The 15,389-nt window shown below is 67.2% G+C and carries 15 protein-coding genes; 4 read left to right on the forward strand and 11 right to left on the reverse strand.

Annotation, left to right across the window (positions count from 1 at the left end):
* Positions 1–247: 247 nt before the first annotated feature.
* From G7007_RS17075 to G7007_RS17110, 8 genes are read right to left on the reverse strand one after another with little or no spacing between them, the layout of a single operon-like run.
* Positions 248–1,252: a septal ring lytic transglycosylase RlpA family protein gene (locus G7007_RS17075; RefSeq protein ID WP_181103522.1), complete on the reverse strand. Its 1,005-nt coding sequence runs from the start codon at positions 1,250–1,252 to the stop codon at positions 248–250.
* Positions 1,252–2,262 carry a lytic murein transglycosylase B gene (mltB, locus tag G7007_RS17080; protein ID WP_181103524.1) on the reverse strand — a complete coding sequence of 337 codons (1,011 nt, stop codon included), beginning with the start codon at positions 2,260–2,262 and terminating at the stop codon, positions 1,252–1,254. The genes G7007_RS17075 and mltB overlap by 1 nt, the downstream gene beginning before the upstream one ends.
* A gap of 17 nt (positions 2,263–2,279) precedes the next feature.
* Complete coding sequence (rodA, locus tag G7007_RS17085; RefSeq protein ID WP_060395556.1) at positions 2,280–3,383, reverse strand: rod shape-determining protein RodA; 1,104 nt, start codon at positions 3,381–3,383, stop codon at positions 2,280–2,282.
* A gap of 38 nt (positions 3,384–3,421) precedes the next feature.
* Positions 3,422–5,311: a penicillin-binding protein 2 gene (mrdA, locus tag G7007_RS17090; protein WP_181103526.1), complete on the reverse strand. Its 1,890-nt coding sequence runs from the start codon at positions 5,309–5,311 to the stop codon at positions 3,422–3,424.
* 17 nt (positions 5,312–5,328) lie between these two features.
* Positions 5,329–5,796 carry a 23S rRNA (pseudouridine(1915)-N(3))-methyltransferase RlmH gene (rlmH, locus tag G7007_RS17095; protein WP_181103528.1) on the reverse strand — a complete coding sequence of 156 codons (468 nt, stop codon included), beginning with the start codon at positions 5,794–5,796 and terminating at the stop codon, positions 5,329–5,331.
* Positions 5,797–5,805: 9 nt separating this feature from the next.
* Positions 5,806–6,225, reverse strand: coding sequence for a ribosome silencing factor (gene rsfS, locus G7007_RS17100; RefSeq protein ID WP_181103536.1), 420 nt, complete (start codon positions 6,223–6,225; stop codon positions 5,806–5,808).
* Between the two features lie 42 nt (positions 6,226–6,267).
* A complete protein-coding gene (gene nadD, locus G7007_RS17105; RefSeq protein ID WP_181103538.1) occupies positions 6,268–6,927 on the reverse strand; it encodes a nicotinate-nucleotide adenylyltransferase in 660 nt (219 codons plus the stop codon).
* A 1-nt stretch (position 6,928) separates the two neighbouring features.
* Positions 6,929–8,200 carry a glutamate-5-semialdehyde dehydrogenase gene (locus G7007_RS17110; protein WP_181103540.1) on the reverse strand — a complete coding sequence of 424 codons (1,272 nt, stop codon included), beginning with the start codon at positions 8,198–8,200 and terminating at the stop codon, positions 6,929–6,931.
* A 560-nt stretch (positions 8,201–8,760) separates the two neighbouring features.
* Here G7007_RS17110 and G7007_RS17115 point away from each other — a divergent pair.
* Complete coding sequence (locus G7007_RS17115; protein WP_181103542.1) at positions 8,761–9,450, forward strand: DNA-3-methyladenine glycosylase; 690 nt, start codon at positions 8,761–8,763, stop codon at positions 9,448–9,450.
* A 2-nt stretch (positions 9,451–9,452) separates the two neighbouring features.
* Entirely contained in the window at positions 9,453–10,793 is a 1,341-nt protein-coding gene (locus tag G7007_RS17120) for a bifunctional DedA family/phosphatase PAP2 family protein (RefSeq protein ID WP_181103543.1), read from the forward strand.
* Positions 10,794–10,803: 10 nt separating this feature from the next.
* Here the strand turns inward: G7007_RS17120 and G7007_RS17125 are convergent, their stop codons facing one another.
* Genes G7007_RS17125 through G7007_RS17135 form a run of 3 tightly spaced genes read right to left on the reverse strand, consistent with a single transcriptional unit; the run spans position 10,804 to position 12,479 of the window.
* Complete coding sequence (locus G7007_RS17125; protein ID WP_181103545.1) at positions 10,804–11,394, reverse strand: LON peptidase substrate-binding domain-containing protein; 591 nt, start codon at positions 11,392–11,394, stop codon at positions 10,804–10,806.
* 9 nt (positions 11,395–11,403) lie between these two features.
* Positions 11,404–12,120, reverse strand: coding sequence for an LrgB family protein (locus tag G7007_RS17130; RefSeq protein WP_181103547.1), 717 nt, complete (start codon positions 12,118–12,120; stop codon positions 11,404–11,406).
* A complete protein-coding gene (locus G7007_RS17135) occupies positions 12,117–12,479 on the reverse strand; it encodes a CidA/LrgA family protein (protein WP_181103549.1) in 363 nt (120 codons plus the stop codon). Before G7007_RS17135 ends, G7007_RS17130 begins: the two co-directional genes overlap by 4 nt.
* A 160-nt stretch (positions 12,480–12,639) precedes the next feature.
* Between G7007_RS17135 and G7007_RS17140 the strand changes: the two genes are divergently transcribed.
* Positions 12,640–14,373 (forward strand): C13 family peptidase, encoded by a 1,734-nt coding sequence (locus tag G7007_RS17140; RefSeq protein ID WP_181103551.1) that lies wholly within the window; start codon positions 12,640–12,642, stop codon positions 14,371–14,373.
* Positions 14,374–14,402: 29 nt separating this feature from the next.
* Complete coding sequence (locus G7007_RS17145; protein ID WP_181103553.1) at positions 14,403–15,044, forward strand: NAD(P)H-binding protein; 642 nt, start codon at positions 14,403–14,405, stop codon at positions 15,042–15,044.
* Positions 15,045–15,389 lie beyond the last annotated feature (345 nt).

The following is a 15,389-nucleotide window of genomic DNA, read 5'->3' on the forward strand; positions in this document are numbered from 1 at the left end:
TCGCTGCCCGAAGGCAGCCTGTTCAAAGGCCAGCGGCTGGTGGGCAAAAGCCGCCATTGTACATGGAAGAGCAGCGGCAGCCAGGCATAGATGCAAGCTGCAAGCTGCAAGCTGCAAGCAAGAGCGAACCGTGGTGGTGATCCTGTTTGCCACTTGCCATGCGCCGCCAAAGCCTACTAGAGCGAAAAGCGTGCAACAACGCCGTTCGCCTTGGCTTGCAGCTTGCCACTCGTCGCTTACAGCTGCCTCAGTCCGTGACCAGCTTGGCCTGGCCCAGGTTGGCCAGGCGTACGCTGTCCTGGGTCTGCTGGACCTCGCCCTGGCTGTTCATCGGGCCCAGGCGCACGCGGTGCAGCGTCTGCTGGTTGCGCACGATGGAGCTGATGAACACCGGCGCGCTGACCATGGTGCTGAGCTTGGCCCGCAGCAGCTCGGCAGCGTCCGGGTTGGCGAAGGCGCCGACCTGCAGGAACAGGCCGCCGTTGTTGCTCGGCACCGCGCCGCTGGACACCTGGACCGGTACCACGGCAGCCGCGTGCTGCTGGGGCGGCGGTGTCCACTGCTCTACCGTGCCCGTGCTCTTCGTGATCGGCTGGGCCTGGGCAACCTGCGGCTCATTGAGCACCAGGGGCGCCGGACGACCCCGGGAGGCCCACCACTGTTGCGGGTCGATGCCCTCGACGCGCACGCGCGCGGTGCCGGTTTCAGCGTAGCCGAGCTTCTTGGCCGCCGCGTAGGACAGGTCGATGATACGGTCGGAATAGAACGGTCCGCGGTCGTTGACCCGCAGGATGACGCTGCGCTGGTTGTCCAGGTTGGTGACCTTGACGTAGGCCGGCAGCGGCAGCGTCTTGTGCGCCGCGCTCATGCCGTAGAGGTCGTAGACCTCGCCGTTGGCGGTGTTCTGACCGTGGAACTTGGTGCCGTACCAGGACGCGGTGCCTTCGGCGCGGTAGCCGCGGAAGTCCTGCATCGGGTAGTAGGTCTTGCCCAGCACGGTGTAAGGATTGGCCTTGTAGTTGCCGGTGTGCAGCGTCGGCGTGGCGTCAGGGATCTTGCTCACGTCCACGTCCCACCAGGGCGCGCCGTCCTTGTGCGCACGGTTGATGTCCAACCCTGGCTGGGCGCGCACCACCGACGGCCCCTTGGCCTTCGGTGCGGTGGGACGGCTGGACGAGCAGCTGGCCACGGCCAGGCCCAGGGCCAGGCAGGTGAGCAACTTGAAGGAAGTGACGATGTTCGGTGCACGCATTACTTGATACCCCGGGCTTGAACCAGCTGCTGCGATAGCTGATGCACCGCCATGGCATACATCACGCTGCGGTTGTAGCGAGTGATCGCATAGAAATTCTTCAGGCCCATCCAGTATTCCGGGCCTTGTTCGCCGTCCAGGCGGAAGGCGGTCACCGACAGGTCGTCGGGCAGCGCATCTTGACTCGACCAGCCCAGCGCTCGCAACTGCGCCACGGTGCTGGCCGGTTCGATACCCGGTGTCAGGCCTTCGTCGACCCGCTCGCCGAGCACCACGGCGCGGCTGACCACCGGCTGCCCGGCGACCCAGCCGTGGGCCTTGAAGTAGTTGGCCACGCTGCCGATGGCGTCGTCCGGGTCGGTCCAGATGTTGATGTGGCCGTCGCCGTCGAAGTCCACGGCATAGGCGCGGAAGCTGCTGGGCATGAACTGCGGCAGGCCCATGGCACCGGCGTAGGAGCCCTTGGGCACCAGCGGATCGAGCTGCTCGGCGCGCGCCAGCAGCAGGTACTCGCGCAGTTCCTTGCGGAAGAATGCCGCCCGGGGCGGGTAATCGAAGCCCAGGGTCGTCAGCGCATCGATCACCCGGTAGTTGCCGGTGTTGCGGCCGAAGAACGTCTCCACGCCGATGATCGCCACGATGACCTCGCCCGGTACGCCATAGGTCTGCTCGGCGCGCGCCAGGACGGCCTCGTGCTGGCGCCAGAAGTCCACGCCGCGGGCGACGCGCGCCTCGGTGAGGAACATCGGCCGGTAGTCCTTCCACGGCTTGACCCGCTCGGCCGGCCGCGAGATGGCATCGAGGATCGACTGCTTGCGCTGGACCTCGCTGAACACGCCCTCCAGCTGCTCGCTGGCGAAGCCATGGTCGCGGGTCATCTCGCCGATGAAGTCGGCGACCTGCGGTAAGCCGTCATAGTCGCCGGCGATGGCCTGCTGGACGGCGCCCACCAACCCGATCGCGCCGATCCACGGCATACAACGGGCTGCCCAGCCACGCACTGCTTGCATATGAGTGTTCACCTTATTCAAACCTGTGCGATCCATTTGCGGTGCGTGTGGATCGACATCAAAACGCCAAACGCTGACAGCAGCGTCACCAACGAAGTTCCGCCATAGCTGATGAAGGGCAGCGGCACGCCCACCACGGGCAGGAGGCCGCTGACCATTCCGATGTTGACGAACACGTACACGAAGAAGGTCATGGTCAGACTGCCTGCCAGCAGCTTGCCGAACAGGGTCTGGGCCTGGGCCGTGATCATCAGCCCGCGGCCGATCAGCAGCAGGTAGATCAGCAGCAGCGCGCAGATGCCCACCAGGCCGAACTCCTCGCCGAGCACGGCGATGATGAAGTCGGTATGGCTTTCCGGCAGGAAGTCCAGGTGCGACTGGGTGCCCAGCAGCCAGCCCTTGCCGAACACCCCGCCCGAGCCGATCGCGGCCTTGGACTGGATGATGTTCCAGCCGGTGCCCAGCGGATCGCTCTCCGGGTCGAGGAAGGTCAGCACGCGCTGCTTCTGGTAGTCGTGCATGACGAAGAACCACATGGCCACCGCCACCGGCACCGCCGCGGCCACCACGCTGAGGATCCAGCGCCAGCGCAACCCGCCCATGAACAGCACGAAGGCGCCGGAGGCGAGGATCAGCAGGGCCGTGCCCAGGTCGGGCTGGCGCACGATGAGGATGAACGGCACGCCGATCAGCACCAGGCTGATCATCACGTGCTTGAGGTGCGGCGGCAGGGTGCGCTTGGCCAGGTACCAGGCGATGGTGGCCGGCATGATGATCTTCATGAACTCCGAGGGCTGGAAGCGGATGACCCCCGGAATGTTGATCCAGCGCGTGGCGCCCATGGCGTTGTGGCCCATGACGTCCACCACCACCAGCAACAGGACGCCGACCAGGTAGGCCAGGGGCACCCAGCGCGCCATGAAGCGTGGCTCGAGCTGGGCGATGACGAACATCGAGGCCAGGCCCAGGCCGAACGAGCTGGCCTGCTTGAGCAGCAGGTCCCAGTTCTTGCCGCTGGCCGAATACAGCACGAACAGGCTGCCGGCGGCCAGGGTCAGGAGGATGATCAGCAGAGGACCGTCGATGTGGATGCGCTGCAAGAAGCTGGCGCGTCGACGCATCACGTCCTCGCTGGAGAGCATGCGATCGAAATTGTTCTTCACGGGGCCGTTTCCTGGGCGACGGTGGCTGGCGCGTATTCGGCCTTGAGGTGGCCCTGTTCGTCGAGCAGCCAGGCATCCATCACCTGGCGCACGACCGGGGCGGCGACGCCGGAACCGGACTCGCCGTTCTCGACCATCACCGAGACCACGATCCGCGGATCGTCGGCCGGGGCGAAGCCGACGAACAGGGCATGGTCGCGGTGGCGCTCCTGGAGCTTGTTGCGGTCGTACCGCTCGCCCTGCTTGATCGCCACCACCTGGGCGGTGCCGCTCTTGCCGGCGATGCGGTACTGGGCACCGACCGACGCCTTGCGCGCGGTGCCGCGGGCGTTGTGCATCACCTGCTCCATGCCGTGAGTGACCTTGGCCCAGTCGGACGGGTCGCGCAGGACGATGTCCGGCATCGGGTCGTCGTCCACCGGCGGCTGGCCCTCGAGGGTCTTGGCCAGGTGCGGACGGTTCCACTTGCCCTTGTTGGCGATCAGCGCGGTGGCCTGGGCCAGTTGCAGGGGCGTGGCCTGCATGTAGCCCTGGCCGATGCCGAGGATCAGCGTCTCGCCGGGGAACCAGGCCTGGCGCCGGGTGGCACGCTTCCATTCGCGCGACGGCATCAGCCCGGCGGATTCCTCGAACATGTCCAGAGAGACCCGCCGCCCGATGCCGAAGCGGTTCAGGTAGCTGGCCAGTCGGTCGATGCCCATCTTGTGCGCCAGGTCGTAGAAGTAGGTGTCGTTGGACCGCATGATCGCGGTGTCCAGGTCCACCCAGCCATCGCCGCTGCGGTTCCAGTTACGGTACTTGTGGTCGTAGTTGGGCAGTTGGTAATAGCCGGGGTCGAACACCCGGCTGGCCGCCGTCACCACGCCACTGTCCAGGCCGGCGATGGCCACGGCCGGCTTGATCGTCGAGCCGGGTGGATACAGCCCGCGCAGCACGCGGTTGAACAGCGGGCGATCGATCGAGTCGCGCAGCTCGGCATAGGCCTTGACGCTGATGCCGGTGACGAACAGGTTGGGGTCGAAGCTCGGCTGACTGACCATCGCCAGCACCTCGCCGGTACGCGGATCCAGGGCGACGATGGCGCCCCGGCGGCCGGCCAGTGCGGCCTCGGCGGCTTCCTGCAGCTTGATGTCCAGGCTCAGGACGATGTCCTGGCCGGGCTTCGGATCGGTACGCTTGAGCACCCGCAGCACACGACCACGAGCGTTGGTCTCGACTTCTTCGTAGCCCACCTGGCCATGCAGCTGCGGCTCGTAGAAGCGCTCGATGCCGGTCTTGCCGATGTGGTGGGTGCCGCTGTAGTTCACCGGGTCGAGGGTCTTGAGTTCCTTCTCGTTGATACGCCCGACGTAGCCGACCGAGTGGGCGAAATGCGCCCCTTGCGGGTAATGGCGCACCAGTTGCGCGACCACCTCGACGCCGGGCAGGCGGAACTGGTTGACGGCCACGCGGGCGATCTGTTCTTCGTCGAGCTCGAACAGGATCGGCACCGGCTCGAACGGCCGGCGCCCCTGGCGCATGCGCTTCTCGAACAGCGCGCGATCGTCCTCGGTCAGCTCCAGCACCTCGACGATCACGTCGAGCACCTGCTGCCAGTTCCCGGCCCGCTCGCGGGTCATGCTCAGGCTGAAGCTGGGCCGGTTGTCGGCGATGATCACGCCGTTGCGGTCGAAGATCAGCCCCCGGGTCGGTGGAATCGGCTGCACGTGCACCCGGTTGTTCTCCGACAGCGTGGAGTGATAGTCGTACTGGATCACCTGCAGGTAATACAGCCGCGCGATGAGCACGCACACCAGCAGCATGACCGCGCTCGCGCCGACCACGACACGATTGCGCACCAGGCGGGCGTCCTTCTCGTGGTCCTTGAGACGAATCGGCTGCGACATCGGGAAGGCTTATTGGCTCATTTATGGTAAGGATGCCCGGACAGCACGGTCCAGGCGCGATAGAGCTGTTCGCCGATCAGTATCCTTACCAACGGGTGCGGCAGCGTGAGCGGCGACAGCGACCAGCGCTGTTCGCTGCGCGCGCAGACCTCTGGCGCCAGGCCTTCGGGGCCACCGACCATCAGGTTGACAGTGCGCGCATCGAGCCGCCAGCGGTCCAGTTCGACCGCCAGCTGCTCGGTGCTCCACGGCTTGCCGTGCACTTCGAGGGTGACGATCCGCTCGCCCGGCTGGACCTTGGCCAGCATGGCCTCGCCCTCCTGACGGATCAGGCGCGCGACATCGGCGTTCTTGCCGCGGGTGTTGAGTGGAATCTCCACCAGTTCCAGGGCCAGCTCGGGCGGCAGACGCTTGGCGTACTCGTGCCAACCGTCCTCCACCCAGCGAGGCATGCGCGAACCGACCGCGATCAGGCGTAGACGCACGACCCGTCCTCAGCCGCGATCTTTGAGGTTGTCGGCGTAGCTGTGGGTGTGCTCCGGGCTGTGGTGCTTGCCGTCGGCCGCGCGGCTCTGCTCGGCACCGAGCCACAGGCGCTCGAGGTCGTAGAACTGACGGGCCGCAGCGGTCATCATGTGCACGATGACGTCGTTGAGGTCCAGCAGGACCCAGTCGCTGTCGCCCTTGCCTTCTTCGCCCAGTGGCTGCACGCCCTTCTGCTTGACGATTTCGCGGGTCTTTTCGAGCATCGCGTTGATCTGGCGGGTCGAGGTACCCGTGGCGATGATCATGTAGTCGGTCAGGCTGTGCTTGTCGCGCACGTCGATGACCTGGATGTCTTGGGCCTTGACGTCTTCGAGGGCCGACTTGGCCAGCTCGACCAGCTCTTCGCCGGTAATGTTCTGCTTGGTCATAAAAACTCGTTCAACTCATTGGATGAGGCGCGTGGCGCGCCTTCAGTTCGGCGCACGGTACAAGTCGTGCGCCTCGATGTAGGCCAGTACTGCGTCCGGCACCAGGAACCGTACCGATTTGCCGCTGGCCAGCAGCTGTCGGATCTGTGTGGCCGACACCGCGAGCGGTGTCTGCCAGACGAACGAAATGTGCCCCGCCGGCCCTGGCAGCGCGGTGGGATCGTTCTGTGAACGCGCTGCCAGCAGGTTGCGCAGCGTGTCCGGGGGTTCGACGTCGGCATCCGGGCGTTGCAGCACCAGGATGTGACAGTGTTGCAGCAGCTCCTCCCAGCGGTGCCAGCTCGGCAGCCCGCAGAAGGCGTCCCAGCCCAGCAGCAGGAACAAGGCATCGCCCGGGGCCAGCTCGGCGCGAATCGACTCGAGGGTGTCGATGGTATACGACGGCTTGTCGCGCGACAGCTCCCGTGCATCGACGCTCAGACGTTCGGCACCCGCCACCGCGTGCCGGACCATCGCCAGACGGTCGTTGGCCGTCACCTGTGGCGTGTCGCGGTGCGGCGGGCGGGCGTTGGGCAGCAGGCGCAGCTCGTCCAGGTCCATGAACTCGGCCACCTCCAGCGCACCGCGCAGGTGGCCGATGTGCACCGGGTCGAAGGTGCCGCCGAGAATCCCGACGCGTCGCACCGTCTGCGCCCCGCTCACCTCAGCAGAGCTCCTGGCCGCGCAGCTGACCGTCACCGATCACCACGTACTTCTCGCAGGTCAGCCCTTCCAGCCCGACCGGCCCACGGGCGTGCAGCTTGTCGGTGGAGATGCCGATCTCCGCGCCCAGGCCGTACTCGAAGCCGTCGGCGAAGCAGGTCGGCGCGTTGAGCATCACCGAGGCCGAATCGACCTCGGCGATGAAGCGTCGCGACTGGCCCTGGTGTTCGGTGACGATGGCATCGGTGTGGTGCGAGCCGTAGTGGTTGATGTGCTCGATCGCCGCGTCCAGGCCTTCGACCACACGGATCGACAGGATCGGCGCCAGGTACTCGGTGCTCCAGTCGTCCTCGCTGGCCGGAACCGCCTCGATGAACTGGCGGGTACGCTCGCAGCCGCGCAGCTCGACGCCTTTGGCCTGGAAGCGGCGGGCCATGTCCGGCAGGAAGGCCGAGGCCACGCGCTGATCGACCAGCAGGGTCTCCATGGCGCCGCAGATGCCGTAGCGGTAGGTCTTGGCGTTGAAGGCGATGCGCCAGGCCTTGTCCAGGTCAGCGTGCTCGGCGACGTAGACGTGACAGATGCCGTCCAGGTGCTTGATCACCGGCACGCGTGCGTCGCGGCTGATGCGCTCGATCAGGCCCCGGCCGCCACGCGGCACGATGACGTCGACGAACTGCGGCATGCTGATCAACGCGCCGACCGCTTCGCGATCGGTCGTCTCGACCACCTGCACCACGGCGGGCGGCAACTCGGCCTCGGCCAGGCCGCGCTGGATGCAGGCGGCGATGGCCCGGTTGGAGTGGATCGCTTCCGACCCGCCGCGCAGGATGGTGGCGTTGCCGGACTTCAGGCACAGGCTCGCCGCATCGATGGTCACGTTCGGGCGTGACTCGTAGATGATCCCGATCACGCCCAACGGCACGCGCATCTTGCCGATCTGGATACCCGACGGGCGGTAGCTCATGTCACGGATCGCCCCCACCGGATCCGGCAACCCGGCGACCTGGCGCAACCCGGCGATCATGCCGTCGATACGCGCCGGCGTCAGCGCCAGGCGGTCGAGCAGGGCCGGGTCGAGGCCGTTCGCGCGCCCCGCGTCCAGGTCGCGCTGGTTAGCGGCGGCCAAGGCCTCACGGTCGGCGTCCAGGGCGTCGGCGGCCGCGTTGAGCGCGCGGTTCTTCTGCGCGGTGCTGGCACGGGCGATCACGCGGGAGGCCTCACGGGCGGCCTGACCGAGGCGGGCCATGTAGTCAAGAACGGACTCAGTCATGGGTTCTGTGTCTTGGCGATGGGGAAAGCGGCTGATTATAACTGCCGCATGGGTATACGCCCAGCGGTGGCAGGCCGATGGCAGAGGTTGTGTAGGAATAATCTGTATGAAAGATGTAACCGGGGTTGACCTGAAGACCGTGAAGCGCCTCCTTGAACGGGGTGGGATCACGCCTAGGGGAAACCCAGCCGGCCCAACCGCAGCCGGTCCGGCGCCCCGACAGGGGCCGCCCATCCGCTGCCGTGCGACAGGCAGTCGCGGCGCCTGGGGGAGCAACTGTCTTTTCTACTCCGTACACGCCCGATCGCATGCGGCGCCTGGCAGGGCCCTATCGCTGGCAAGCCAGCTCCCACCCAGACCTCTGCAGCCGTCAATGTAGGCATGGCTGCGCAAGCAGCTTGTGGGGCCGCTCATCCAAGACGTGCCTCGATACAATCGGCCCGGTGAGTTTTTCCACCTCCTGCGGTCTAGGCAACTGAACGCGTTTCGCGCACGAGACCTCATCCACCGGACACCGACGACTTGCTATGATCCCCACACCGCCCAGCCGAGCCGACCGTATGCCTGATGCCCCCTGCCCCGCGGTCGCCCTGCCCGACACGTTCTTCGACCGTGATGCCCAGACACTGGCCCAGGCCCTGTTGGGCAAGGTCATCCGCCACCGCCAAGGCGACCAGTGGCTGGCGGCGCGGATCATCGAGACCGAGGCCTACTACCTGTCCGACAAGGGCAGCCATGCGTCGCTGGGCTACACCGAAAAGCGCAAGGCGCTGTTTCTCGATGGCGGGCACATCTACATGTACTACGCCCGCGGCGGCGACTCGGTGAACTTCAGCGCCCACGGCCCGGGCAATGCGGTGCTGATCAAGTCCGCCTACCCGTGGGTCGATGCCGTGTCCGATGCCAACAGCCTCGCCCGGATGCAGCTCAACAACCCGGACGCCAGCGGCCAGGTCCGCCCGCCCGAGCGCCTGTGTGCCGGTCAGACCCTGCTGTGCAAGGCGCTGGGCCTGAAAGTGCCGCAATGGGATGCCCAGCGCTTCGACCCGGAGCGGTTCTACGTCGAGGACTGCGGCATCGAGGTTCGACGCATCATCCAGACCACCCGCCTGGGCATCCCCCAGGGTCGCGACGAGCACTTGCCCTACCGCTTCGTCGATGCCGAGTACGCCCGCCATTGCACGCGCAACCCGCTTCGGCGTGGCCAGGTCGAAGGCCGGGACTTCTTCATACTCGAACAAGGAAGCTGAACATGGGCCAATGGCTCGACAGCCTGACGGGTTGGCTCAGCGCCAACCCGCAATGGCTTGGCGTCGCGATCTTTCTGGTGGCCTGCATCGAATGCCTGGCCATCGCCGGGGTGATCGTCCCCGGCACGGTGCTGCTGTTCGCGGTGGCGGTGCTGGCCGGCAGTGGCGCGCTGTCGCTGAGCGAAACCCTGCTGCTGGGGTTCGCCGGCGGCCTGCTGGGTGATGCCCTGTCCTACACCCTGGGCCGGCGTTTCCACCAGAACATCCGACAACTGCCGCTGCTGCGCGACCACCCGGAGTGGATCGGCGGCGCCGAAACCTACTTCCACCGCTACGGCATCGCCAGCCTGCTGGTCGGCCGCTTCATCGGCCCGCTGCGGCCGATGCTGCCCATGGTCGCCGGGATGTTCGACATGCCGCTGGCACGCTTCATCGGCGTCAGCGTGGTGGCCGCTGCCGGCTGGTCGGTCGCCTACCTGCTGCCCGGCTGGGCCACTGGCGCGGCGATGCGCCTGCCCTTGCCCGAGGGCTTCTGGCTGCAAGCCGGGACCATCGCCGGCGTGCTGGCGGTGCTGATCGGTCTGAGCATCAACAGCAGCGTGCGCCATCAACGGCATGGTACGCGCCTGATCGCCGGTGTCAGCCTGGTGGCGCTGGCGGCGCTGTTCCTGGGCTGGCCGTACCTGCTGCACTTCGACCAGGGCGTGATGACGCTGATCCAGGAGCATCGCCGCCAGACGCTCGATCAGGTCATGGTGGTGATCACCCGGCTCGGCGACTTCCGCACCCAGTTCGTCCTGGCCGGCCTGCTCACCGCGCTGCTGCTGATCACCCGGCAATGGCGCCACGCGCTGTTCGCCTGCGGCACGCTGCTGGGTACCGCCGTGGCCAATGGCACGCTCAAGTGGCTGTTCGCCCGCGCACGCCCGGAAGTGCTGAGCGACCCGCTGACCAGCTACAGCATGCCCAGCGGCCACAGCTCGGCCTCGTTCGCGTTCTTCCTGACGATCGCAGTGCTGGCCGGGCGTAGCCAGCCGGTGCGCCTGCGCCTGACCTGGGTCGTGCTCGGCTGCCTGCCGGCCCTGGCGATCGCCACCTCGCGGGTCTACCTGGGCGCGCACTGGCCGACCGACATCCTCGCCGGCTCGCTGCTGGCCTGTTGCGTCTGCGCTACCAGCCTGGCCCTGGTCCAGCGTCACCAGCCGCTGCCGGCCCTGGCACCGCGGGTCTGGTGGCTGATCGTGCCGGCCTGTGTGGCGCTGCTGTCGTTCTTCGCGCTGTACGCATTGCCCGATGCGGTGGCGCGCTACCGCTACGAGCTGCTCGACGCGCCGCTGCCCTGAGCCACGCAGCTCAGGCGAACAGCTCGCCCTGCAAGCGCTCGAGCAAGGCCTGGATGCGGTCCAGGCGTTGCCCGGGCGCGTCCATGGCCAGCAACTCGAGCTTGTCCTCGTCCATCAGGGGCAGCAGGTAGGCCAACTGGTTGGCCAACGCCTGACGCCCGGTCACCGCCGTGGGCATGCCCAGCGCTTCGATCATCGGGTGCTCGCCCAGGGCCATCAGCAGCGCCAGCAGGTCGTCGTCCTGTTCGGCCAGCGGGCTGTCGGCCATCTCGTCCAGCCAGCGCACCTGGGCCTGCATCAGCTGGCGCTTGTCGACCTGGGTGTCGATCAGCTCGAAGCGTCGGCGGCCCTCGACGCGGATGCCCAGCAGACCGTTGTCCTGCTGGGTGAAGTCGCGGATCACCGCCTCGCAGCCGACCGGCGCCACCGCCAGCGGTGCCTTGCCGACCTGCTCGCCGTCGCGGATGCAGACCACGCCAAAGCCATCGCCCTGCTTCATGCACTGGCCGATCATGTCCAGGTAACGGGCCTCGAAGATCTGCAGGTCCAGCCAGCAGCCGGGAAACAGCACGGTGTCGAGGGGAAACAGCGGTAGGCTCATCGTCATTCCTCAGGTCGCCAGGCTGACCGCCAGCGGCAGAAACACCGCCGTGGCCACGCCCATCAGGCTCATCGCCAGCGCCGCGAAGGCGCCGCATTCGTCACTTTCCTGCAGGGCCACCGAGGTGCCCACCGCATGGGCGGTCACCCCCAGGGCCATGCCGCGCGCTTCAGGGCTGCGCACGCCGCAGCGGGTCAGCAGCGCCGGGCCGAAGATCGCCCCCAGCACCCCGGTGATCAGCACGAACACCGCCGCCAGGGCCGCCACGCCGCCGATCTGCTCGGCCACCAGCATGGCGATGGGCGAGGTCACCGACTTGGGCGCCATGGTCATCAGGATCATGTGCTCGGCGCCGAACCCGTACCCCAGCGCCACACAGGCCCCGGTGGCGAAGACGCCGCCGAGCACCAGCGTGACCAGGATCGGCCAGAACAACTGGCGGATGCGTCGCAGGTTGAGGTACAGCGGCACGGCCAGGGCCACCGTCGCCGGCCCGAGCAGGATGTTGAGGATCTCGGTGCTGCGCCGGTATTCACGGTAGTCGATACCACAGGCCAGCAGCACGCCGATGACCAGCAGCATCGACAGCAGCACCGGCTGCAGGAAGATCCAGCGGGTCTTTTCGTACAGCGCCAGGGCCAGTTGATAGGCCCCTAGCGTGACGCCGATACCGAACAGGGGGTGGTGGGTCACGGCGCCCGCCGCGCCTTGCCAGTCGAGCATCATGGGCGGTCCTCGGGGTGGGCGTGACGGCGCATCAGCCGTTGCATCAGCAGGCCGACGAACACCAGGGTCACCAGGCACGACAGCACCAGCGCGCCGACGATCGCCCAGAAGTCGGCGGCGATGGCAGCAGCGTAGACCATCACCCCTACCGCAGGCGGCACCAGCAGCAGCGGCAGGTAGCGCAGCAGGCTGGCCGAAGCCTCGCTCAGCGGCGTGCCGACCTCGCCGCGCAGCATCAGGAACACCAACAGCAACAGCAGGCCGAGGATCGGCCCGGGCAAGACCGGGACCAGCAGGTGGTTGAGTGCCGTGCCCACCAGTTGGAACAGCACCAGCCATGTCAGACCGCGCAACAGCATCGAGGACCTCCTTCGCATGACGGGGCATTATAACCATGCCCTCCCTTCTTTACGGCAAGGCCACGCTTCGTCCGAACACAGCCGTCGCCAGACGTTCGGTGACTGTCTGCGCTTGCCCGTTCTGCGGCATACTCGCGCCATCCTGTGCCCGGAAACCGCCATGCGCCCATTGCTGCCCTTGTCCTTGATCCTGCTGCTCGCCGCCTGTGGCGAGGGCGAGTCGCTCGCGCCGCCCGACGCCCGCCTGCCAGACGGCGGCCGCTACCGCGGCGAGGTGGTGGACGGCCTGCTGCAGGGTGCAGGGCGCATCGACTACCCCAACGGCAGCTGGTATGCCGGCAACTTCGTCAATGGCCAATGGCACGGCCAGGGCGAATGGCACGGCAGCAATGGCGAGGTGTACCGCGGCGAATTCGCTCAGGGGCTGTTCCACGGCCTGGGCGACCTGGTCACGCCAGGCAGCCACTATGCGGGCACCTTCAAGCACGGGCGCCGTGATGGCGAAGGCACGCTCAAGGAACATGGCGCGACCTACCGCGGCCAGTTCAAGGACGATCAGTACTCGGGCGCCGGGCAGCTCGATCTGGCTGACGGCAGCCGCTACCAGGGCCTGTTCAGCGACGGCAAACCCAACGGCACCGGCATGCGCAGCGACCCGAGCGGCAACCAGTTCAGCGGCCAGTTCGTCGATGGCCTGCTGCAGGGCAGCGGCACCTACAACAGTGTCGAGGGCGAGCAGTACATCGGCGAGTTCAAGGACAGCCGCCTGGAAGGCCGTGGCCGTTACGAGAATGCCGACGGCGATGTCTGGATCGGCACCTTCAAGGATGGCGCGCTGACCGGCGAAGGCGAACTGCTCGGCAGCGACGGCAGCCGTTACAAGGGCGGTTTCCGCGACTGGCGGTTCAGCGGCGAAGGCCGGTTGCAGCTGGCCGACGGCAGCCAGTATGTCGGCGGCTTCGACAACGACGCGTATGACGGCCATGGCCGCCTGCTGCTGGCCGACGGGCGGGTCGAGAGCGGGCAATGGCGCAATGGCGTGCGCGTGCGCGACGAGAAAGGCGCGCTGCTGCCCGACCCGCTCGAGCTGGCGCTGCTCAACCAGGGCACGCTGCTGGACAAGGCGCTGAACGCGGTCGCCCGGTCGGGCAAGACAATCCAGCTCTACAGCCTGGTGGTGGCCGGCGATGGCCAGCAGAGCGTGTTCCTGCGCGAGGCCGACTACGTCAGCAACCTGCTCAAGGTGCGCTTCGGCGCGCGCAGCCAGGTGACCCTGGTCAACCACCGCGACCACCTGGCCGACCGCCCGATGGCCACCCGCGAGACCCTGACCCGTGCCGCACGCACCCTGGCCGAGCGCAGTGGGCCGAACGACCTGCTGTTCATCTACCTGACCAGCCACGGCAGCAGCGACCATCAACTGGTCCTGGACCAGCCGCGCCTGCAACTGGCCGACCTGTCGGCCGATCAGTTGGCCAGTGCCCTGGCGCCGCTCAAGTCGCGCAACAAGGTGATCGTGATTTCTGCCTGCTATTCGGGCGGCTACCTGGCGCCACTGAAGGACGAACACACCCTGATCATGACCGCCGCACGCGCCGACCGGGTGTCGTTCGGCTGCTCGGAAGAGGCGGACTTCACCTACTTCGGCGATGCCCTGTTCGCCCAGGCGCTGAACCAGACCGACGACCTCGAACAGGCGTTTGAACTGGCGCGCCAGAGCGTTGCCGAACGGGAACAGAAGGAAGGTTTCGAAGCGTCCGAACCGCAGATCTGGGCACCGGAGCCGGTGCTCGCACACTGGCGGCGGCTGCGTCACCAGCAAGCCGAAGACGCCCTGCGCAACGTTGCTTCGACGCCGGCCCCGTCACACGCGAGCAGCACGGTCCGCCGCTAGACCGCGCTGCGCCCCTTGGGAGAACCGCCATGCACCTGATCCCTCAGCACGTCCTGCTCGCCGGCGCCACTGGGCTGACCGGCGAGCACCTGCTCGACCGCCTGCTGAACGAGCCGACCGTCAGTCGTGTGCTGGCCCCGACCCGGCGCCCGCTGGTCGCCCATCCTCACCTCGAGAACCCCGTGGGCGAACCGGCCCAGGTCCTGGAGCAGCTCGAGGGTCCGGTGGACATCGCCTTCTGCTGCCTGGGCACCACGCTCAAGCAGGCCGGCTCCGAAGAGGCCTTCCGCACGATCGACCTGGACCTGGTGGTGGCCTTCGCCGCCCGTGCGCGTGCACTGGGCGCCCGGCACCTGCTGGTGATCAGCGCCATCGGCGCCGACCCGGACTCGTCGATCTTCTACAACCGCGTCAAGGGCGAGATGGAGCAAGCGCTGCGCGCGCAGGGCTGGCCGCAGCTGACCTTGGCTCGCCCTTCGCTGCTCATCGGCGAGCGCCTGGAGCCACGCCTGGCCGAGCGCATCGCCGCACCGCTGTCGCGCCTGGTGCCGGGCAAGTACCACGGGATCGAAGCCTGCGTCCTGGCGCGGGCGTTGTGGCGCCTGGCCCTGGAGGAGCAGGACGGTGTGCGGGTGGTGGAGTCGGATGAGTTGCGGCGGCTGGGCAAGTGACCGTCACTGGACACCTGTGACGGACTTTTGCAGCGCCCTGCATGCAGCTCCGCCGCCATGCTGTCGTGCGCAGAGCGTGACGATAGTCGCCAGGGTTTGAGGTCTGGCGGCGATCGATTTCCAGGCATGCATCAACGCGGCGGTCGCTTGTGAATGTGAGCAGCCGCCGTTCTCCAGGTTGACCCGGGCCTCACCGCGTTGACGGCTCTGTGGGCCCTGCGGGCCCAATCGCGGCACAGGGGCCGCTCCTATGTATGGACTCGCCTACATTGTCTACCCGCTTTTCCTGCTGTTTTGAACAAAGGGACCCGGTTGCATCTATGTATTAGGCCTATTCGAGGAGGC

It is taken from the genome of Pseudomonas entomophila (assembly GCF_013523125.1).
Taxonomy (GTDB): Bacteria; Pseudomonadota; Gammaproteobacteria; order Pseudomonadales; family Pseudomonadaceae; genus Aquipseudomonas; species Aquipseudomonas entomophila_B.

What these genes read in the sequence shown, in the direction of transcription:
- G7007_RS17075 (WP_181103522.1), bottom strand. Translation starts at nt 1,252, where the DNA reads ATGCGTGCACCGAACATCGTCACTTCCTTCAAGTTGCTCACCTGCCTG.
- mltB (WP_181103524.1), bottom strand. Translation starts at nt 2,262, where the DNA reads ATGCAAGCAGTGCGTGGCTGGGCAGCCCGTTGTATGCCGTGGATCGGC.
- rodA (WP_060395556.1), bottom strand. Translation starts at nt 3,383, where the DNA reads ATGCGTCGACGCGCCAGCTTCTTGCAGCGCATCCACATCGACGGTCCT.
- mrdA (WP_181103526.1), bottom strand. Translation starts at nt 5,311, where the DNA reads ATGTCGCAGCCGATTCGTCTCAAGGACCACGAGAAGGACGCCCGCCTG.
- rsfS (WP_181103536.1), bottom strand. Translation starts at nt 6,225, where the DNA reads ATGACCAAGCAGAACATTACCGGCGAAGAGCTGGTCGAGCTGGCCAAG.
- G7007_RS17110 (WP_181103540.1), bottom strand. Translation starts at nt 8,200, where the DNA reads ATGACTGAGTCCGTTCTTGACTACATGGCCCGCCTCGGTCAGGCCGCC.
- G7007_RS17115 (WP_181103542.1), top strand. Translation starts at nt 8,761, where the DNA reads ATGCCTGATGCCCCCTGCCCCGCGGTCGCCCTGCCCGACACGTTCTTC.
- G7007_RS17120 (WP_181103543.1), top strand. Translation starts at nt 9,453, where the DNA reads ATGGGCCAATGGCTCGACAGCCTGACGGGTTGGCTCAGCGCCAACCCG.
- G7007_RS17125 (WP_181103545.1), bottom strand. Translation starts at nt 11,394, where the DNA reads ATGAGCCTACCGCTGTTTCCCCTCGACACCGTGCTGTTTCCCGGCTGC.
- G7007_RS17130 (WP_181103547.1), bottom strand. Translation starts at nt 12,120, where the DNA reads ATGATGCTCGACTGGCAAGGCGCGGCGGGCGCCGTGACCCACCACCCC.
- G7007_RS17135 (WP_181103549.1), bottom strand. Translation starts at nt 12,479, where the DNA reads ATGCTGTTGCGCGGTCTGACATGGCTGGTGCTGTTCCAACTGGTGGGC.
- G7007_RS17140 (WP_181103551.1), top strand. Translation starts at nt 12,640, where the DNA reads ATGCGCCCATTGCTGCCCTTGTCCTTGATCCTGCTGCTCGCCGCCTGT.
- G7007_RS17145 (WP_181103553.1), top strand. Translation starts at nt 14,403, where the DNA reads ATGCACCTGATCCCTCAGCACGTCCTGCTCGCCGGCGCCACTGGGCTG.